Source organism: Achromobacter sp. FW305-C-30-7 (assembly GCF_058783105.1).
This window is the reverse complement of the sequence record NZ_JBYSYI010000004.1, coordinates 534,860-553,278: the sequence shown is the minus strand read 5'-3', so window position 1 is coordinate 553,278 and position 18,419 is coordinate 534,860. Positions and strand designations below refer to the sequence as shown.

At 67.3% G+C, this 18,419-nt stretch carries 15 protein-coding genes; 4 read left to right on the top strand and 11 right to left on the bottom strand.

What is annotated here, in order from left to right:
* Nucleotides 1-12 precede the first annotated feature (12 nt).
* Nucleotides 13-810 carry a GntR family transcriptional regulator gene (locus tag AC3WOB_RS16425; RefSeq protein ID WP_207466564.1) on the bottom strand — a complete coding sequence of 266 codons (798 nt, stop codon included), beginning with the start codon at nucleotides 808-810 and terminating at the stop codon, nucleotides 13-15.
* Between the two features lie 62 nt (nucleotides 811-872).
* The gene (locus AC3WOB_RS16420) at nucleotides 873-2,585 is read right to left on the bottom strand and encodes a GGDEF domain-containing protein (RefSeq protein WP_492275624.1); all 1,713 of its coding nucleotides are present in this window, start codon (nucleotides 2,583-2,585) and stop codon (nucleotides 873-875) included.
* A gap of 117 nt (nucleotides 2,586-2,702) precedes the next feature.
* On the opposite strand from AC3WOB_RS16420, the gene AC3WOB_RS16415 reads away from it, so the two are divergent.
* Both AC3WOB_RS16415 and AC3WOB_RS16410 read left to right on the top strand, forming a co-directional pair.
* Nucleotides 2,703-3,344 (top strand): hypothetical protein, encoded by a 642-nt coding sequence (locus tag AC3WOB_RS16415; RefSeq protein ID WP_492275623.1) that lies wholly within the window; start codon nucleotides 2,703-2,705, stop codon nucleotides 3,342-3,344.
* Nucleotides 3,337-4,443, top strand: coding sequence for a hypothetical protein (locus tag AC3WOB_RS16410; RefSeq protein ID WP_492275622.1), 1,107 nt, complete (start codon nucleotides 3,337-3,339; stop codon nucleotides 4,441-4,443). The genes AC3WOB_RS16415 and AC3WOB_RS16410 overlap by 8 nt, the downstream gene beginning before the upstream one ends.
* A gap of 13 nt (nucleotides 4,444-4,456) precedes the next feature.
* Here the strand turns inward: AC3WOB_RS16410 and AC3WOB_RS16405 are convergent, their stop codons facing one another.
* Nucleotides 4,457-4,993: a YaeQ family protein gene (locus AC3WOB_RS16405; RefSeq protein WP_013393321.1), complete on the bottom strand. Its 537-nt coding sequence runs from the start codon at nucleotides 4,991-4,993 to the stop codon at nucleotides 4,457-4,459.
* A 151-nt stretch (nucleotides 4,994-5,144) separates the two neighbouring features.
* On the opposite strand from AC3WOB_RS16405, the gene AC3WOB_RS16400 reads away from it, so the two are divergent.
* A complete protein-coding gene (locus AC3WOB_RS16400) occupies nucleotides 5,145-5,822 on the top strand; it encodes a LysE family translocator (protein WP_013393320.1) in 678 nt (225 codons plus the stop codon).
* A gap of 78 nt (nucleotides 5,823-5,900) precedes the next feature.
* Here AC3WOB_RS16400 and AC3WOB_RS16395 read toward each other — a convergent pair whose 3' ends face one another.
* From AC3WOB_RS16395 to ggt, 5 genes are all read right to left on the bottom strand, one after another.
* Nucleotides 5,901-7,760 (bottom strand): dipeptide ABC transporter ATP-binding protein, encoded by a 1,860-nt coding sequence (locus tag AC3WOB_RS16395; protein WP_041653435.1) that lies wholly within the window; start codon nucleotides 7,758-7,760, stop codon nucleotides 5,901-5,903.
* A 17-nt stretch (nucleotides 7,761-7,777) separates the two neighbouring features.
* On the bottom strand, nucleotides 7,778-8,656 hold the full coding sequence (locus tag AC3WOB_RS16390) for an ABC transporter permease (RefSeq protein ID WP_013393318.1): 879 nt from the start codon (nucleotides 8,654-8,656) through the stop codon (nucleotides 7,778-7,780).
* Nucleotides 8,653-9,597 (bottom strand): ABC transporter permease, encoded by a 945-nt coding sequence (locus AC3WOB_RS16385; RefSeq protein ID WP_013393317.1) that lies wholly within the window; start codon nucleotides 9,595-9,597, stop codon nucleotides 8,653-8,655. Before AC3WOB_RS16385 ends, AC3WOB_RS16390 begins: the two co-directional genes overlap by 4 nt.
* Before the next feature lie 140 nt (nucleotides 9,598-9,737).
* Nucleotides 9,738-11,249 carry an ABC transporter substrate-binding protein gene (locus AC3WOB_RS16380; protein ID WP_013393316.1) on the bottom strand — a complete coding sequence of 504 codons (1,512 nt, stop codon included), beginning with the start codon at nucleotides 11,247-11,249 and terminating at the stop codon, nucleotides 9,738-9,740.
* Nucleotides 11,250-11,285: 36 nt separating this feature from the next.
* Complete coding sequence (gene ggt / locus AC3WOB_RS16375; protein ID WP_492275621.1) at nucleotides 11,286-12,914, bottom strand: gamma-glutamyltransferase; 1,629 nt, start codon at nucleotides 12,912-12,914, stop codon at nucleotides 11,286-11,288.
* 93 nt (nucleotides 12,915-13,007) lie between these two features.
* On the opposite strand from ggt, the gene AC3WOB_RS16370 reads away from it, so the two are divergent.
* A complete protein-coding gene (locus AC3WOB_RS16370) occupies nucleotides 13,008-13,910 on the top strand; it encodes a LysR family transcriptional regulator (RefSeq protein ID WP_013393314.1) in 903 nt (300 codons plus the stop codon).
* A gap of 3 nt (nucleotides 13,911-13,913) precedes the next feature.
* Here AC3WOB_RS16370 and AC3WOB_RS16365 read toward each other — a convergent pair whose 3' ends face one another.
* Genes AC3WOB_RS16365 through AC3WOB_RS16355 form a run of 3 tightly spaced genes read right to left on the bottom strand, consistent with a single transcriptional unit; the run spans nucleotide 13,914 to nucleotide 18,329 of the window.
* On the bottom strand, nucleotides 13,914-16,085 hold the full coding sequence (locus AC3WOB_RS16365) for a phosphocholine-specific phospholipase C (protein WP_492275620.1): 2,172 nt from the start codon (nucleotides 16,083-16,085) through the stop codon (nucleotides 13,914-13,916).
* Nucleotides 16,086-16,120: 35 nt separating this feature from the next.
* The gene (locus AC3WOB_RS16360; RefSeq protein WP_013393312.1) at nucleotides 16,121-16,303 is read right to left on the bottom strand and encodes a hypothetical protein; all 183 of its coding nucleotides are present in this window, start codon (nucleotides 16,301-16,303) and stop codon (nucleotides 16,121-16,123) included.
* Between the two features lie 19 nt (nucleotides 16,304-16,322).
* Nucleotides 16,323-18,329, bottom strand: a complete 2,007-nt coding sequence (locus AC3WOB_RS16355) for an alkaline phosphatase family protein (protein WP_088140038.1) — start codon at nucleotides 18,327-18,329, stop codon at nucleotides 16,323-16,325.
* Nucleotides 18,330-18,419 lie beyond the last annotated feature (90 nt).

Here is an 18,419-nt window from a genome sequence, read left to right as displayed (position 1 = left end):
ATCTCCGAGGGTTCAATGGAATTGGGCGGACAGCTCTTCGCTGACCCATACCTTGGCGTCGATGCTGCCGACGCGTGACAGCTGCAACTGATACTGATAACGGTCCGGCCGGTACAGGCCCTGCAAGAGCTGCACGGGCCGTTCGTTCACGTCGCGCACGATGCGCGTCACGGCCAGCAGCGCGGAGCCCACGGCCACGTCCAGATGACGGGCCACCTGGGCGTCGGCCAGGCGCGCCGAAATGGTCTGGGTGGCGCCGCCGAACTCCACGCCGGCCGCTTCCAGCAGCATGAGCAAGGGTTCGCGCTCCAGGTCTGCGCGGGTGAAGTCGGCCACGGCCTGCGGCACGTACGTGGTGATGTGGGACAGCGGCCCGGTCTCGGTGCTGCGCACCCGCAGGCTCTTGTGCACCGGCGCGCCGGGCGCGAGCTCCAGCGCCTCGGCCACCACGGGCGGCGCCGACACCAGGGTGCTGTCCAGCACCTGCACCGAAGTGCGCAGGCCCATGTTGACGATGTTTTCCAGCAGGCCGGTCAGATGCGCCTTCTGCGGCGGATTGGCCTTGGACCCGCTGACGGGATTCGGCGGCGCGCGCAGCGGCCAGGTGCCCAAACCCGGCCGGCGCGACACCAGCCCGTCGGCCACCAGCATCTCCATGGCCTTGCGGATGGTGATGCGGGCCACGTCGAACTGGTCGGCCAGCGCATGTTCGCCGGGTACTCCGTCCTGATCGAAACGCCCCTCCTGCACCTGCTCGCGCAGGACGAGGTAGATCTGGTGGTACTTCGGCAGAGGTAGTGAGGTTCCCATGACGGGAACTCTAGGAGTGTCCTAATGTACCGTCAATGGAACAAATGGCTTTGGCGGTTGTTCTATCGGGAAAACACTGAGGGCGCGGACTCGATGCGGTTGCGCCCGCGCTGCTTGGCGTAATAGAGGGCACGGTCGCTGCGGCTGAGCGCCAGTTCGGCGTCGGCGTCCAGGGTGTGCATGGTGGAGATGCCGATGCTGACCGTCAGCGGAATATGGCGGTCGTCGCCCAGCGAAAACGGCGCGGCCGCGATGCGCTGCTGCACCCGTGTGGCGAAGGCGTGGGCGCGCTCGATGTCGGTGTCCGGCAGCACCACGGCGAACTCCTCGCCGCCGATGCGCCCCACCAGGTCGACCGCCCGCAGCTGGGCCCGCAGCGTGTTGGCGAAGTGTTGCAGCACGCCGTCGCCGATGGCGTGGCCCCAGGTGTCGTTGATGCGCTTGAAATGGTCCAGGTCGCACATCAGCACGGCGGCGCAATCGCTGCCCTGCCTCTTGATCCTGGCCAGTTCTGCCGCAATGCGGGACATGAAGTGGCGGCGGTTCGGCAGCGTGGTCAGGGCGTCGGTGGCGGCGAGTTCGCGCAGCTCGAAGTCGGCGCGCTTGCGGTCCGTGATGTCGGTCACGAAGCCGTGCCACACCACGGTGCCGTCGGCCCCCATGCGCGGGCTGGCCTCGCCCTGGCGCCAGCGCAGGCCCTGCTGCGGCAGGCAGACGCGGAACTCCATATGCCAGGGCGTCTGCGCCGCGGCCGCGGCCTGCAGCGAGGCGTGGTAGGTGGCCAGGTCCTCGGGGTGGACGCGCTGCTCGATGGCCGCTGGGCTGGTGCGGACATCGTAGGGCGTCAGTTCGAACATGTCCCAGATGCCGGCGCTGACATACAGGAAGCGCGACCCGCCCCCCGGCCGCTGGCCGCACTGGAACACCATGCCGGGCACGGCGTCGGTCAGGTTGACCAGCAGGTCCGCCGTGCGCCGCAGGCGCTCCGACATCGCGCGCATGGCGCTGATGTCGGTGGTGGTGCCCATCATGCGCAAGGCCCGTCCCTGCGCATCGCGGCTGACGACCTTGCCGCGGCTGCAGATCCACTTGTAGCTGCCGTCCTTGCACAGGATGCGGTGCTCGACCTCGTAGCTTTCGGTCTTGCCCTCGAAATGCGCCTGCATGGCGGCGCGCACGTAGTCGGCGTCGTCCGGGTGCAGACGCTTGTAGGAGTCTTCTATGCGGTTGGTGACCTCGGACTCGGCGTAACCCAACAAGGCCTTCCAGCCCTGCGAATAGGTGATTTCACCGGTGACGACATTGCGGTCCCAGACGCCCGTGCCGCTGCCGGCGATGGCCAGGGACAGATTGCGCGCCTCGGTGCGCCAGCTGTCTTCCGCCGCCCGCTCCGCCGCCAGGGCCTGGCGCTTCTCGACGGCGGCGACGGCCAGTTCGGCAAAATCATGCAGGGCGTCGAGGTCCTCATGGCTGAAGTCCCGCGGCTGGCCGTGCAGCAAGCGGAACGTACCCAGCCGGCGCCCATCGGCGGCGCGCAGTGGACAGTCCACGGAGAAAGGAAGGGATCCGGCCTCGGTTGCGGCCGCGGGCAAAGCGCCTGCCTGGGCCTGCCAGACGCCGTCGGCGTCGCTGCAGGCCACCAGCACCATGTCCACGCCGAAATGCCGCTGGGCGAGACGGGCGAGCCGATCCAGGGGACCGTCGAGCCCGGTTTGCACATGTTCCGCGCCGCCGGCGGGCGCGCATGCAGGGGGAACGTCACCTGTTGCTGGCATGTCTGGACCTGACTCAACACTGGGTTCATCGACATGGCCATGCCGGTGGCCATGACTGACATTTTGTCACGCTCTGCACCAAAATAGCAGCATTTTGAACGATATGATCACCGGCCTATGGAACACCCTATCCCCGTGCGCTCCGGCTGGCTGCAAGGCGCCTGGCTCCTGCTGCTGGCCTTCCTGATTACCCTCTACTGCGGCGCGGCCAGCGCCCAGGCGTTCGACCGCCAGGCGGAGAATGCGCGCTACCGGCAGTGGCTGGAGGACTTCCGCGCCGACCTGCAGCGCTTGCGGCAATCGCCCGATCCGGCCAAGGCCGACATCGACACCCTGTTCGCGCAGACCATCGTGCCGGCTTCCCGCGCCACCCAACTGGTCAAGACGCTGGCCGAGGCGCCCGGCGATTCCACCAGCGGCGAGATCCACTACGCCGGCTTCCAGCGCATCTTCCTGGCCGCCCTGGCCGACGCCGTGGTGGCGGGCGATGGCGGCGCATACCCGGAAGCGCAGGCCAAGTATCAGAAACAAGTACTACGCGTGCGTTACATGCATGTGGACGGCGGCGGCCGGCTGGAGCCTTTCTTCAAGGACCCGGAAGTCTTCAAGCCCTACCGCCTGCCCGCTCCCGGCACCCTGGAGCGCGACGCCTACCCCTTCCTGCTGTTCGAGGACCATGACGGCAAGCTGCGGCTGGGCGGCGTGTCCAAGGAATTCTGGGATCTGCTGAAGTTCATGGACATGCTGCAATATGCATAAGCGACTGGTCCTGATACTGGCGGCCATCGCGCATGCCGGCCCCGCGCTGGCGGCCTGCGGCCCCGCATCCGTCGATTTCACCGCGCCGGTGGCGCTGAAGGCCGTGCCCGTCGCGGTCGGCCTGGGCGGCGACCGCGTGCTGTTGGGCCGCCAGGGCGAACGCGTTGCCGCCCGCAACCAGCCCGTCTGGGTCGAGGAAACCGGCGATCCGCTGCCCCGGACCTGGATGGACCAGGTCGATTGGTCCGCCTACCGGCTGGACAGCGTCCAACGGGCGCCCGCCAGGCTCTACTTCGACGGCGACGGCCGGCTGTGCCGCGCGGAGTCCTACGACATCCCCCGGCGCGGCGACGGCGCGCCCTTCCTTTCGGGCGGTTACACGCTGGAATACGACGGCGCCGGCGCCCTGACGCGCGTGGTCGAGTACGAACAGACCTCGGTCCGCCGGCCCGCCGCCTACGAGGCGAGCCGCCAGACGTGCCTGAAGCGTGACACCAGCGGCGCGCTCACCGCTTTCATCAACGAGGCTTGCGACGACAAGCAGGAACCAGCCGCCGGCCGCTTCTACGCGCGCGACGCCGCGGGCCGCCTGCTGCGCGCCATCGATACCATCTCGCAGGGCGGCGCGTTCCAGGTCCAGACCTATGATGACCAAGGCCGGCCGCAGCAGCGTTATGTGCGCCGCTATTCCCCTGGCGATGGCGGCAAATCCTACGCTGATGTCGCGCACGCCTCCCGCGACTCCCGCCCTTATCTGCTACGCCGGGAAGAGTTGAACGAGCTGTCCACCGAGGTTCCCGGCAATGACTGGCGCATCGTCAGCATCGCCGACGAGGTGCCGCTGGACGACCCGGACATGCAGTCCTGGAATCCGGATACGCAGACCGTCCTGGCCCAGGGCGTGACCGACGCGCAAGGCCGCTCAGTGCTCGCAGCTGACGCCCAGGAACGCGTCTGGCAGGCCATGCGCGACCGGCCTGGCAGGATCTTCTGGTATTCCGATCCGATGAGCCGCGTGCTGCTGTTGCCTGCGATGGACGAGGCCCGCTGGCGCGCCTGCGCCGATCCCGCGAATCAGGCCGCCGACGCCTGCGGCTGAGGCGGCCGCTGGCCTAGCGCCAGGTTTCCGGCTCGACGCTGACCTCGCCCTTGTCGGCCGAGAAATACACCACGCCGTCGGAGATGTTGGCGTTCAGGCGCATGGTGCGCTCGGCCAGCTGCGCCAGGGCCCTGGTCTGCTCCGACGGCAGGTTGACGATCTTCAGGTTGCGCGTGCGTTCCAGCTTGTTCTTGACGCCGTCCCACCAGATCTTGCTGGCGGAGCCGCCGTAGCAGTACACGATGACCTCGTCGGCACGGCCGCAGGCGCGCAGGATGCGGCGTTCCTCGGGCTGGCCGACTTCGATCCAGAGTTTGACCGCGCCGGTCAGGTCCTTGATCCACAGGTCGGGCTCGTCGGTGTCGCTCAGGCCCTTGGTGAAGGCCAGTTCCTCGTGCGCATGCAGGGCGTAGGCGACCAGCCGCACCATCATGCGCTCGTCGGTTTCCGAGGGATGGCGGGCGACCGTCAGCGAGTGGCTGCCGTAGTAGTGGCGGTCGGTGTCGGCGACGTTGAGCTCGGCCTTGTAGATGGTGGCGCGCAGGGCCATGGCGTAAATCCGTTGAATGTGGCGAATTGCTGAAGGCCGCCATGATAACGCCTGCGGCGCTGCGGCACGGGGACAGGCGGCTGCGCGCGCCGCCCCGGCGGCGCTACACTGGCCGCCTGCGCCCTGCCGCGCCCGCCACCGGACCCCGCCCATGACCGCCACCGCCGCCCTGCTCGCCTTTACCCTGGCCGCTGCCATCCTGACCGTCACGCCCGGCATGGACAGCGCCCTGGTGCTGCGCACCGCCGCCGTCGAAGGCAGCCGCCGCGCCCTCATGGCCGGCCTGGGCGTGGCCACGGGCTGCCTGGTCTGGGGCGCCGTGGCGGCGTTCGGCCTGGGATCGCTGCTGCTGGTGTCGACCCTGGCCTACGACGCGCTGCGCCTCTGCGCGGCGCTGTACTTGTTCTATCTGGGCGTGAAACTGCTGTGGGGCACCTGGGCCGGGAAGCAGACCGGCAAACAGGCCGACAAGCAGACCTACAAGCAGGCCGCGCCCGATGCCGCCCGGCCCGCGCCGGCCGCGGCCGCCAGCGCCGGCAACTGGTTCGTGCGTGGCTGCCTGACCAACGCCCTCAATCCCAAGATCGGGATCTTCTACATCACCTTCCTGCCGCAGTTCATCCCCGCGGGTGAGAATGTGCTGCGCTTCAGCCTGCTGCTGGCAGGCATCCACGCGGTGCTGGGCATACTGTGGTTTGCAGTGCTGGTGGCCGCGACGCGGCCGCTGGCGCGCTGGCTGTCGCGCCCTGCCGTGATGCGCGGCCTGGACCGCATGACGGGCGCGGTATTCATCGCCTTCGGGCTGAAGCTGGCACTGGAGAAGCGCTAGCTTCAGCTCCCCGGGGACGCCCCCGCGCAGCGGCGCGGATGTTTCCGGTCGCCGACTGGCCGCCAGCGACCTTGTGCCTCAGTAGACCCCGATAGGATGGCGGGCCACGAAATGGCCCTCGCCCACCGCGACCAAAGGCTCGACCAGCGGATCGTCGCCCAGCTTGCGCATGGGGCTGGGGATCTCGTCGACCAGTAGCGAGCGCTCGCGGTGGCGGCGCTGCGGATCGGCGATGGGCACCGCCGCCATCAGCTTCTTGGTATAGGGATGCTGCGGATTCTCGAAGATGGCCCGGCGCGGGCCGATCTCGACGATCTGGCCCAGGTACATCACCGCCACCCGGTGGCTGACGCGCTCGACCACCGCCATGTCGTGCGAGATGAACAGGAACGACACGCCCAGCTCGCGCTGCAGGTCCAGCAACAGGTTGACGATCTGCGCCTGGATCGAGACGTCCAGCGCCGACACCGATTCATCGGCGATCACCACCTTGGGATTCAGCGCCAGGGCGCGCGCGATGCAGATGCGCTGGCGCTGGCCGCCGGAGAACTCGTGCGGATAGCGGTCGATCATTTCCGGCAGCAGGCCGCACTTGTCCATCAGCCAACGCACCCGGTCCTGCGCCGCCTTGCCGCGCGCCACGCCGTGGATCAGCAAAGGTTCCATGATGGAATAGCCCACCGTCATGCGCGGGTCCAGCGAGGCGAACGGATCCTGGAAGATGAACTGGATGTGCTGGCGCAGCGTCTGCATGGCGCTGCCGCGCAGCGCGCCGATGTTCTTGCCGTCGAATTCGATGCTGCCGGCCTTGCTCTTGACCAGTTGCAGCAGCGAGCGCCCGGTGGTGGTCTTGCCGCAGCCGGACTCGCCCACCAGCGACAGCGTCTCGCCGGGATACAGGTCGAAGCTGACCTTTTCCACGGCGTGCACGCGCTTCTGCACCCGGCCCAGGATGCCACCGGTGATGTCGAAGCTGGTGGTCAGGTCGCGGACCTTCAGCACCGGGCCGTTTTCGCGCCGCACGGTGGACGGCGCCGCGACCGGCGCGGAGGCCGCCTGCGGCGGAGCCTTGGCGTCGTCCACGCGCAGCAGCGGGAACGGCGCGGGCTCGTCCGTGCCATGCATGGCGCCCAGGCGCGGCACCGCCGACAGCAGCGCGCGCGTGTAGGCGTGTTGCGGACGGGCGAAGACCTGGTCCGAGCCGCCCTCTTCCACCTTGTCGCCGCGGTACATGACCAGCACGCGGTCGGCCACCTCGGCCACCACGCCCATGTCGTGGGTGATGAAGATCACGCCCATGTCCATCTCTTCCTGCAATTGGCGGATCAATTGCAGGATCTGGGCCTGGATGGTCACGTCCAGGGCCGTGGTCGGCTCGTCGGCGATCAACAGCTGGGGCTTGCACGACAGCGCCATGGCGATCATGACGCGCTGGCGCATGCCGCCCGACAATTGATGCGGGTAGCGGTCCAGGATGGCGCGGGCCTCCGGGATGCGCACGCGCTCCAGCATGCGCAGGGTCTCGGCGCGGGCCGCGGCTGCGTCCAGCCCCTGGTGCAGCTGCAAGGCTTCGGCAATCTGGTTGCCGGCCGTGAAGCTGGGGTTCAGGGACGTCATGGGCTCCTGGAAGATCATGGCCACGTCCGCGCCGCGCACGCGTTGCAGCGTGCTGTCGGGCGCGTTGAGCAGGTCCAGCACGTCGCCATTGCGCCGGCGCAGCAGCATGCCGCCGTTGACGATCCGGCCGCCGCCGTATTCGACCAGGCGCATCAGCGCCAGCGAGGTCACCGATTTGCCGGAGCCGGATTCGCCCACGATGGCCAGGGTCTCGCCGCGGTCGACGTGAAAGGAGACTTTGCGCACCGCTTCCACGGTGCGCTCGGGGGTCTTGAAGCGCACGGTCAGGTCATTGACCTGGACGACGCGCTTGGGGTCCATTGTTGTTGCCATGGTGATTACTTTTCCTGACGCGGATCGAGCGCGTCGCGCAGGCCGTCGCCCAGCAGATTGAAGCCCAGCACCACCAGGAAAATGGCCGATCCGGGGAAGATCGACATCCAGGGCGCCTGGGTCATGAAGTTCTTGGCGGTGTTCAGCATCGAGCCCCAGGACGGGTTCGGCGGCTGCAGCCCCAGGCCCAGGAACGACAGGCTGGCCTCGGCGATGATGGCCGTGGCGATGGTGATCGTGGCCTGCACGATCAGCGGCGGCATGACGTTGGGGAACACGTGCCGGCCGATGATGCGCAGGTCGGACGCGCCCAGGGCGCGCGCGCTCTGCACGTAGTCCTCGTTCTTGACCGCCAGCACCTGTCCGCGCGTAAGCCGGATGAACTTGGGCGCGGCCGAGACGCCGATGGCGATCATGGCGTTGGTCAGGCTGGGTCCGAGGAAGGCGGCCAGCGCGATGGCCAGGATCAGAAAGGGAATCGCCAACAGCGCTTCGGTGGCGCGCGAGATGATGCTGTCAGTCCAGCCGCCGAAGTAGCCGGCGGCAAGACCAAAAGGCACGCCCACCGCCAGCGCGATCAGGACCGACACCAGGCCCGCCATCAGCGAGGCGCGGGCGCCGTAGACCATGCGGCTGAATATGTCCCGGCCCAGCTCGTCCGTGCCCAGCCAGTAGGACGCCGAAGGCGCCTTGCGGATGGTGGTGAAGCTGGTCTGGAACGGATCGTGGCTGGCAATCAGCGGCGCCAGGATGGCCAGCAGAACGAAGAACAGCACGATCCCCAGGCCCAGCATGGCGATGTGGTTGCGCTTGAATTTGCCCCAGGCGCGGTTGCGGCTGCGGGGCGGCGTGACGGCTGCGGCCGTTGCAGGAATTGCGCTCATGAGTGCCTCAGGCGGGGATTGACCAGGATGTACAGGATGTCGGCCAGCAGGTTCATGATGATGAAACCCACCGCCACGCAGAGCACCACGCCCTGCACCACCGCGTAATCGCGCGTGAAGACCGCGTCGACCACCAGCTTGCCGAAGCCCGGAATCGTGAACACCTGCTCGGTCAGCACGGCGCCGGCCAGCAGTTCGCCGAACAGCAGCGTCACCAGCGTGACGATGGGCATCAGCGCATTGCGCAAGGCGTGCCGCAGCACCACGCTGCGCGGCGACACGCCCTTGGCGCGCGCGGTGCGCACGTAATCGGCCGACAGCGCTTCCAGCATGGCCGAACGGGTATGGCGCATCAGATAGGCGGCGATGGCCGTGGACAGCACCAGGGACGGCATCAGCATGGTCTTGATCGACAGCCAGAAATCCTCGGACGGCGACACGTAGCCCGAGGCCGGCAGCAGCTTCCACTGCACCGACACCACCATGATGAGGATGATGCCAAGCCAGAAGTTGGGGATGGACATGCCGGACAGCGCGGCGATGTTGGCGCCCATTTCGATCGGTTTGCCCTTGCGCACCGCGGCCAGTATCCCCATGGGGATGCCGATGATCAGCGCGAAGAACATGGCCATGGCGGCCAGTTGCAGCGTGACCGGCAGCTTCTGTCCGATCAGCGTGGTGACGGGGACGTCGGTGCGCAGCGATTTGCCCAGATCGCCCTGCACCACCTGCGCGGCCCAGGCGGCGTACTGCACGGGCAGCGGATCGTTGAGGCGGTATTTGTCCCGCAGGTAGTCCAGGACGGCCGGATCGCGTTCTTCGCCGGCCAGGGTCAGCACCGGATCGCCGGGCAGGATTTTCTGCAGCATGAAGACGATCATCGACACCAGTATCAGTGTCGGTATCGCGACGAGCACGCGGCGCAAGATGAGTTTAAGCATATGAGAAACCGTAAGACAGGAACGGCGGACGGGGCGCGCGGATCAAACCGCGGGACCCTGCCGCCGCAAACAACAACCGGACGCCAAGGCCTGTAGGCACTGGCGTCCGGCTGGCGCGGCGCGTGACTGCCGCGCCGCGATCACTTCTGCGCGTACGTCACGCCTTTCAGGCGGATCATGCCGTCAGGATACGGAGTGAAGCCCTTGACCTTCTTGGCCATGGCGAAGGGCCAGGGCTGGTAGTAGTTATACACCCCGGGCAATTCGTCCTGGATGATGGTCTGCGCCTGGTCGTAGATCGCCTTGCGCTTGGTTTCGTCCGGCACGGTGCGGGCTTCGTTCAGCAACTTGTCGACTTCCGGGTTGCAATAGTGGCCGTCGTTCAGCGCGCCCTTGCAGGTGACGAAAGCGTGGATGTTGCCGTCCGGATCGACCCGGCCCGACCAGCCCAGCATCACGACCTGGAAGTTACCGCCGGCGGATTCCTTCTGCAGGGCCGCGTACTCGGTCGGGCGCAGCGACAGGTCGAAGCCCGCCTCGGACGCCATGGCCTGCACGATCTCGGCGATCGACGACGTCGTGGTGTTGTTGCCGAACATGACCTCGGCCTTCACGCGGTCGAAGCCCGCCTGCTTGAGCAGCGCCTTCGCCTTGGCAACGTCGCGCTGGGTCGGCGGGAACTTGTCGCTGTGGTAGGGGCTGGCGGGCGGGAACGGCTGCTGCGCGGGATCGAAGATGCCGCCGCCGGCCACTTCGCTGATGGCCTTGCGGTCGATGGCGTACTGGAACGCCTGGCGCACCAGCTTGTTCTTGAACGGGTTGTCTTCGGCGCGCTTGCCGTTGGCCACGTTGAACATGAACTGCTGGAAGCCCAGGCCGGCAATCGGCGCGAACGTCAGGCTGGCGTCGCTCTTGACCTGCGGCACGTCGGAAGGATTCAGGCGTTCCAGCATGTCCAGGTCGCCGGCGCGCAGGTTGGACAGGCGCACGGTGGTGTCCGGAATCGGCAGGAAGGTCACGCGCTTGAAGGCGAAGTCCTTGGCGTCGTAGTACTGGTCGAATTTCTCCAGCACGATGCGGTCGTTCTGGATGCGCTCGACGAACTTGTAGGGACCGGAGCAGACCGGCTTGCGGCCCACGGCGGCGACGTCGTCGCTGAAGGTCTTGGGCGACAGCATCATGCCGGCGCGGTCCGACAGTTGCGCCAGCAAGGTGGCGTCGGGTTTCTTGAGCGTCAGCACCAGCGTGGTGGCGTCAGGCGCATCGACCTTCTCCACCGAGGCCAGCTCGCCCTTGCGCAAGCTGTCCGGCAGGGACATGGCGCGTTCCAGGTTGGCCTTGGCCGCGGCGGCGTCGAACTTGGAGCCGTCGTGGAACAGCGCGTCCGCGCGCAGCTTGAAGGTCAGCACCTTGTTGTCGGGGCTGAACGACCACGAGGTGGCCAGTTGCGGCACGAAGTGAAGCTTGGGATCGATGTCGACCAGCTTGTCGCACAGCGAGGTGAAGACGATGCGGCCCACATAGGTGCGCGCGCGGTGCGGGTCCAGCACGTCCGGATCTTCCTGCAGGCCGATCCGGATGTTCTGGGCGCTAGCCGCGCCGGCGGCCAGTGCCAGCAAGCTGGCGCCGAAGGTCAAGGTCAAGCGTTTCATTGTGTTTTTTCCCCTTGAGGCTGCAATACTGGGTGTTTAGAAGCCGACCGCCTGACCGTCGCGCCGGCTGTCGCTGGCGGCGACGTAGCCAAGCTCGTTGTCGTTCTCGGACATGCGCCAGATGAACTGGCCCGCGCCGAAATCCATGTACGGATCGTCGACCGACTTCAAAGCATGTCCGAGGTCTTTCAGGCCCGCAATGGTAGAAGCCCTCATATTGGTCTCGATGTCCAGCGTGAAATCGCGGTTGACCTTCCAGCGCGGGGCGCAGCAGGCGGCCTGCGGGTTCTGGTGGTAGTCCAGCATGCGCACCACGGTCTGCATGTGGCCTTGCGGCTGCATGTCGCCACCCATCACGCCAAAGCTCATGACCGGCTTGCCGCCGCGGGTCAGGAAGCCCGGGATGATGGTGTGGAAGGGACGCTTGCCGCCTTCGACCACGTTGGCCGACTTCGGATCCATCGAGAAGCCCACGCCGCGGTTCTGCATGCTGATGCCGGTGCCCGGCACCACCACGCCCGAACCGAAGCCCATATAGTTGGACTGGATGAACGAGATCATCATGCCGTTCTCGTCGGCGGCCGTCAGGTAGATGGTGCCGCCGGCGTGCGGACGGCCCGCCTCGAAATGGGTGGCGCGGTCCAGGCGGATCAGCTTGGCGCGGCTGTCCAGGTAGGCGTCGGACAGCATCTGCTCCGGCGTCACCTGCATGGAACGCGGGTCGGCCACATACTTGTACAGGTCAGCGAAGGCCAGCTTCATGGCTTCGATCTGGATGTGCTGCGACTGCACCGAGTCCACCGGGATGTCGGCCATGTCGAAGCGTTCGACGATGCCCAGCGCGATCAGCGCGGCGATGCCCTGCCCGTTCGGCGGGATCTCGTGCAGCTCGTAGCCGCGGTAGGACTTGGAGATGGGCTTGACCCATTCCGGGCGGTAGTTGCGCAGGTCTTCCAGCGTCATGGCGCCGCCGCATTCCTGGCTGAAGGCGGCGATGCGCTCTGCCAGTTCGCCTTCGTAGAAGTCGCGGCCCTTGGAGGCGGCGATGCGGCGCAGCGTGTTGGCGGCGTCCGGGAAGCGGAAGTGCTCGCCGACCTTGGGCGCGCGGCCTTCGGGCAGGAAGGCCTGGGCATAGCCCGGCTGCGATTTCAGTTCCTCGGCCGCGGCGGCCCACTTGTGCGCCACCACCGGCGGCACGGCGTAGCCGCGCTCGGCGATTTCGATGGCGGGTTCGAACAGCTGCTCGAACGGCAGCTTGCCCAGCTTTTCATGCAGCGCGGCCCAGCCGGCCACCACGCCCGGCACCGTCACCGCGTCCCAGCCGCGCTTGGGCTGGATCGCCAGGCCGTTGGGGCCCACGCCGTGCTTGCGCTTGAAGTATTCGGTGCTCCAGGCCGCCGGGGCCACGCCCGACGAGTTCAGGCCGTGCAATTCCTTGCCGTCCCAGACGATGGCGAAACAGTCGCCGCCCAGGCCGCAGGACACGGGTTCGACCAGGACGATGGTGGCGGCCGCGGCGATGGCGGCGTCCACGGCGTTACCGCCCTTGAGCAACATGCGCAGCCCCGCCTGCGCCGCCAGCGGGTGCGACGTGGACACCACATTGCGGGCGAACAGCGGAATGCGGACGGAAGGATACGGGTTGCCCCAGTCGAAGGATTTCATGGCGCTAGTCTCATAACGGGTAAGCGGCCGAAGTTACTCCCGTGCTTTAATTAAATCAATTTGAAATTTTGTTCCGTCATAAAAGAGATTTTTGTGAGTACCATCCGCTTTCTGCGCACTTTCCTGGCGGTCGCGCACCACGGTTCCTTCTCGGAAGCGGCCGAACAGGTGGCGCTGACCCAGGCCGCCGTCAGCTTCCAGATGCGTTCCCTCGAAGCGGAACTGGGCCGCGAGCTCTTCGACCGTAGCGGCCGGCTCGCCATCCTGAACGCCGCCGGCCGGGAATTGCTGCCGGAAATCAAGCACTTGCTGGATCTTTACGACCGCATGCGGCTGCCGCGCACGGTGCCCGGCGAACTGGCCGGATCGGTCTCCGTGGGCAGCATCGTGTCCTGCATGGGCACCCTGTCCAAGGTGGTGTCCGGCATGAAGAAGCAGCACCCCAAGCTGGACGTGCGCATCCTGTCGGGCAAGGCCAGCGAGCTGGCGGGCAAGGTCGAGGACGGCGAGCTGGACGCGGCCTTCCTGGTGGAAGCCGGACGCAAAATGGCCAGCACGCGCTGGACCGCACTATATGAAGAGCAGTTGGTGGTGATCGCGCCGCGCTCGGCGCCCGGCGCGGACGCGCGCCAGGTGCTGGCGCAGAATCCCTTCCTGCGTTTTGACCGCACCCAGCGCACCGGCCTGCAGATAGACCGGCTGCTGCGGCGGCTGGGCGTGCCGCTGAACGAATTCCTGGAACTCAACGCCATCGAGACGCTGGTCGAGCTGGTGCGCCAGGAGGTCGGCGTGACGCTGCTGCCGTTGATCAACGGCTCCAATTGGCAGCACAGCCCGGAACTGCGGATTCTCACCCTGCCGCAGGACCTGGGGCCGATGTCGCGCGCCATCGGCATGCTGGAGCGGCGCGAGCATGCGCGCCAGGGCATCACGGCGGCGATCTGCGAAGCGTGCGCCCAGGCCTTCCAGGCGCGCGAACCGCAGACCGCCGCCTGAGGCTTACTGCGCCATCGCCGGGTCCGTCACCGAGGCGCGGCCGGTTTCGACGCGGCCGGCAAAGCGGCGCAGGTAGGCCGGGTCTTCGGCCAGGCGCACGGTGAAGTCGTACCAGCCCTGGCTGCCTTCCAGCGCCCAGTGCTGCTCGACCTGGCCGCCCGCAGGCACCGTGAACTTCCAGCGCTCGTGGTTGGCGTAGTAGGCGTTGGGCGCGACTTCGAAGGTGCAGGCGTCCTTGCCGCCGTTGATGAAGCTGACGTAGACGTCGCCCTTGGCGATTTCGTAGCAGACGCGGATCTCCGGCGCCAGCGCCGACGTGCGGGCCAGGGCCAGGTCGCCCGCGAAATGGCGGTGGTAGCCGTTGGGACCCAGCACCCACAGGTCGTACTTGCCGCCGTCGGCCGCTGTGTCCCAGCTGCCTTCCAGCTGCTTGTCCGGCTCCACCGTGTAGCGGCGCGGCAAGCGGTCCAGATGCAGGCGGTCATAGACGTGGAACACCGCCGCCTGCTTACCCGTGTTGGAAAACACCAGGCGCATGGCGCCCGTGTCGGGCTGGGCGCGGCCGCTGGTGTGCAGTTCGTAGGGCAAGGCGCGGGAATAGCGCACGCCCTGCTCCTGCACCGGCTTGGCCTGGGTGCTGGGATCCGGCAGCGGCACGGCTTTCAGCGCTTCCTGCGCGCTGCGCTCGCTGTCCGAGCCCGCGCGGGTCAGCAGATTCAGGTCGGGCAGCTTCTCGTTGTTGGGCGTGGCGAAGTTGAAGGCCGAGGTCAGGTCGCCCAGCACCGCGCGGCGCCAGGGGCTGATGTTGTCTTCGGCCACGCCGAAGCGGGCTTCCAGGAAACGCAGCACCGAGGTGTGATCGAAGGCCTGGGAATTGACCCAGCCGCCGCGGCTCCACGGCGACACCACATACATGGGTACGCGCGGGCCGGGACCGTAGACGCGGTCGTCGGCGGCGTCCTGGGCGGAGGCGTGGGTATGGCGCTCCAGATCGGTGTTGACGGTGGAGGCGCCGGCCATGGAACCGTCCGCATTCAGCGAGGGCGCGGCGGGCGGCGGCAGGTGGTCGAAGTAGCCGTCGTTCTCGTCGAAGTTGATGAGGAGCACGGTCTTGCTCCAGACCTCGGGGTTGGCCGTCAGCGCGTCCAGCGTTTCCTGGATGTACCAGGCGCCCTGGATCGGGCTGGACGGGCCGGGGTGCTCCGAATACGTGGCGGGAGCCACGATCCACGACACCTGCGGCAGCGTGCCGTTGACCGCGTCTTCGCGCAGCGCCTTCAGGAAGCCGCCGTCGGGCATGGTGTTGGCCGTGCCCTTGTACAGCGGGTTGGCGCCGTCCATCGAAGGCGTCCAGGCCGGGTACGGCGCGCCGTTGGCGCCGTTGCCGGCCAGTTCGTTGGCGCGGCGGTACTGCTTGAAGCCGGCCAGCGGGTTGTCGCCGAAGTTCTCGGGCAGGTTCTGATAGACCTTCCAGCTGACGCCCGCTTCCTGCAGGCGCTCCGGATAGGTTTTCCAGGTCCAGCCGGTGGACGAGGCGCCCAGGCTGTCCCACTGGTTGCGGGTCGAGGGACCGTTGCCCAAGGACAGCGGATCATTGGTGCCGGTCCAGTGGAACAGGCGGTTGGTGTTGGTGCCGCCGTGGGTCGAACAATGGTAGGCATCGCACAGCGTGAAGGCTTCGGCCAGCGCGAACTGGAACTCGACCTCCTTCTTCTTGTAGTAGCCCATGGACTGGTTCTGCTTGTAGCGCGGCCAGTGGTCCATGCGGCCGCCGTCCCAGGCCATCTGCGCGTCCACGTAGTCGTGCGGCGTGCCGGCCACGCGCTGGGCGTTGCCCTGGGTGCTGTCCAGGTGATACGGCATCACCACGCGGGTGCCGTTGCTCTGCTCCCAGACCGAGCGCTTTTCGGGCAGAGGGATGGTGATGCGGTCGCCGAAACCGCGCACGCCCTTGAACGTGCCGAAGTACATGTCGAAGGAGCGGTTTTCCTGCATCAGGATGACCACGTGCTCGACGTCGTTGATGGTGCCGGTGCGGTTGTTGGCGGGAATGGCCAGCGCGCGGCGGATGGCCGGCGGGAACATCGACAGCGCGGTCAGGCCTGCGGTCGAGGCGGCCGCGTTGCGCAAGAAGCGGCGCTTGCCGGCGTGGACCTGGTCTTTATCGAACGTCACGGATTCTATTCCTATGGATCGGGTGGGCGCGCGGCTCAGGGCGCGCAACGCAATTCGGGTTTGGTCGGCTCGGGCTTCGGCGTTTCGGGCTGGCCGGTGCCGGGGTCTTTGCCGCCGTCGCTGTCGCCGTCATCGCCGCCGCAGGCGGCCAGCGTGGCGCTCAGCATCAGCACCGCGCCCAGGCGCAGGAAACCGCGCAAGATCATGGACATGCTCATTTTTTTTATCCTCGGGACATCAGGGAAACAGTTCGGAAACGGACTTGCCAGACAGGGCGAGCGACTTCACTTCAGCTTCGGTGAGCGCGCGCGACCAGTAGGCCAGGTCGTCGAAATACATCGTGTAGGGACCCTTGGTGCCGGCGCAGCAGACGCCATAGGTGCCGCGTCCGTCTTCATTCAGGCCGATGTGCGGCCCGTAGACGCCGGCGATCTTGGTCAGATCGACCGAGCCTGTGCCGATGGTGCGTTGCGAGAAGCCCAGCTCGCTGTCGTAGACGGAAGCCGTCAGGGTCTTGGCCGTCTTGTTCACGGTCATCGCGACATACACGGGCTTGTTCGGCGTGAACTTGACGTTGTTGATGTCGACCCGCGAGCCGCCGCCGGCCAGGTTGAAGTACAGCACCGGGCCCGCCCATTGCGCGATGGTGATGCCGGGGTTGCCACCTGAGTTGTAGTCCTTGTTGCCCAGGATGGAACGGTCATTGGCGGTGCCGTCGGACTGGTACCAGAAGCCGATGGTGAAGGCCTGGGCCGCGTCCAGCATGCCTGCCGGGTAGTCCAGCTTGAAGCCGCCCAGGGCTGCCGCGCTGCGGTCGTTCTTGAACATCTTGCCGAACACGCCCGCATCGGCGTAGGCCGGCGCCTGCGTGCCGTCGAACGGCGTGATGGCCCCGCCGCCCGCGGCGACGTCGGTCATATTGCCTTCGAACGGGAACAGCATCGTCAGGCCGGTGCGCAGCGAAGCCAGCAGCGGCAGCGGCTTGGTGTAGGCCACGGTGGTGCGCGCCGCGCTGACCGCGTTGCCGACGGCGACGCTGTAGTTCAGCGTGTGCACGCCTTCGGTCTCGAACTTGAAGCCCTTATCGACGTACTCGGCGGCCGTGCCGGGCACGCGCGCGATTTCCGCGCCGTCGCGGCTGATCACGATGTCGCCGGCGGGTTCGCCCACGCGCACCCAGCTCAAGGTCACGCTCTTATTGTCGGTCGAGGTACGGGCGGCGGTGTGGCGCAGCGCCAGCTTGCCGGCCAGCGAGGTGCCCGCCATGTCGTACTTGGCGGCGGCCGGCAGCGCTTTCAGATGATCCAGCACCGTCGGCGCCACGTCGGCCGCGCTGGGCAGCGCGTACCAGTTGTTGTCCCACAGACCGTCGAACGAAGCGTCGTCGGCGCTGCCGCCCAGCAGCGCGGGCTGGTTCGCGGCCAGCAGGATGGTCTTGTTCGAGGACATGGGACGGCCATCGCTGGCGCCGGTCTTGCCCAGGCCGTGGCTGGAAGCCACGATCACCAGCCACTTCTCGCCCGGGTGCTCCGCCTTGCGGTCGGCGATCTGCTTGGCCAGCGCGCCGATGGCCGTGTCGGCCTGGCGGATCGCGCCGTCATAGGCCGAGCCGAAGCCGTTCTCCGAGGCCACGCGTTCCGGCGCGCCGAACTGCGCCACCACCACGTCATAGCCTTCGGTAATGCGGTCGCGCGCCTGGGCGGCGACGCAATCGTCCGCGCCGGCACAGTCGGTCAGCGATTGCAGATAGCCTGCGTCGCGCTGGCCCGCGATAAGCCCGGCCAGTACCGTCGAATTGAAGGCGGCAGCGCTGCGCGCCTCGGGACGCGCCTGCTTGACGCGCTGGAACAGGGTCGGCGTTTGCAGCGTCTCGCCCTGCACGCTGTAGCGCACGCCGTGCTGGTCGGCCCATTGGCCGGTCAACAAGGTCGCCCAGCCCGGCGCCAGCAGCGTCGGCTGCTGCGTGGGCGCGTCCGTCACGCCGCCGGTCCAGGCGCGCGTGGCGTTGAGTTGCGCCATGTTCGGCAGGGACTTGTCGGCAACACCCCGACGCATGGCGTCGTAGGTCAGGCCGTCGACGCCGATGAACAGCACCTTGTCGGCGGGCGTCGGATCCGGCTGGGTTACCGGCGGCTGGGTCGGCGGGGCTTCGGTGTCGTCGTCATCGTCGCTGCCGCCGCAGCCCGCGAGGGCGCTGGTCGCCAGCAAGGCCGCGCACCATCTTCTCCAATTCAATGCTTGCATGCTTCTCTTCTCTTGTCATGAACAGGGTTTTACGCTGGGGCACATGATGGCCAGCAAAGGTGAAAGCCCCGTGAAGCGAAGAGAAGAAAG

Bases quoted from the DNA above. Each gene is read 5' to 3' on its own strand.
- AC3WOB_RS16425 (WP_207466564.1), bottom strand. From the start codon at position 810: ATGGGAACCTCACTACCTCTGCCGAAGTACCACCAGATCTACCTCGTC.
- AC3WOB_RS16420 (WP_492275624.1), bottom strand. From the start codon at position 2,585: ATGCCAGCAACAGGTGACGTTCCCCCTGCATGCGCGCCCGCCGGCGGC.
- AC3WOB_RS16415 (WP_492275623.1), top strand. From the start codon at position 2,703: ATGGAACACCCTATCCCCGTGCGCTCCGGCTGGCTGCAAGGCGCCTGG.
- AC3WOB_RS16410 (WP_492275622.1), top strand. From the start codon at position 3,337: ATGCATAAGCGACTGGTCCTGATACTGGCGGCCATCGCGCATGCCGGC.
- AC3WOB_RS16405 (WP_013393321.1), bottom strand. From the start codon at position 4,993: ATGGCCCTGCGCGCCACCATCTACAAGGCCGAGCTCAACGTCGCCGAC.
- AC3WOB_RS16400 (WP_013393320.1), top strand. From the start codon at position 5,145: ATGACCGCCACCGCCGCCCTGCTCGCCTTTACCCTGGCCGCTGCCATC.
- AC3WOB_RS16395 (WP_041653435.1), bottom strand. From the start codon at position 7,760: ATGGACCCCAAGCGCGTCGTCCAGGTCAATGACCTGACCGTGCGCTTC.
- AC3WOB_RS16390 (WP_013393318.1), bottom strand. From the start codon at position 8,656: ATGAGCGCAATTCCTGCAACGGCCGCAGCCGTCACGCCGCCCCGCAGC.
- AC3WOB_RS16385 (WP_013393317.1), bottom strand. From the start codon at position 9,597: ATGCTTAAACTCATCTTGCGCCGCGTGCTCGTCGCGATACCGACACTG.
- AC3WOB_RS16380 (WP_013393316.1), bottom strand. From the start codon at position 11,249: ATGAAACGCTTGACCTTGACCTTCGGCGCCAGCTTGCTGGCACTGGCC.
- ggt (WP_492275621.1), bottom strand. From the start codon at position 12,914: ATGAAATCCTTCGACTGGGGCAACCCGTATCCTTCCGTCCGCATTCCG.
- AC3WOB_RS16360 (WP_013393312.1), bottom strand. From the start codon at position 16,303: ATGAGCATGTCCATGATCTTGCGCGGTTTCCTGCGCCTGGGCGCGGTG.
- AC3WOB_RS16355 (WP_088140038.1), bottom strand. From the start codon at position 18,329: ATGCAAGCATTGAATTGGAGAAGATGGTGCGCGGCCTTGCTGGCGACC.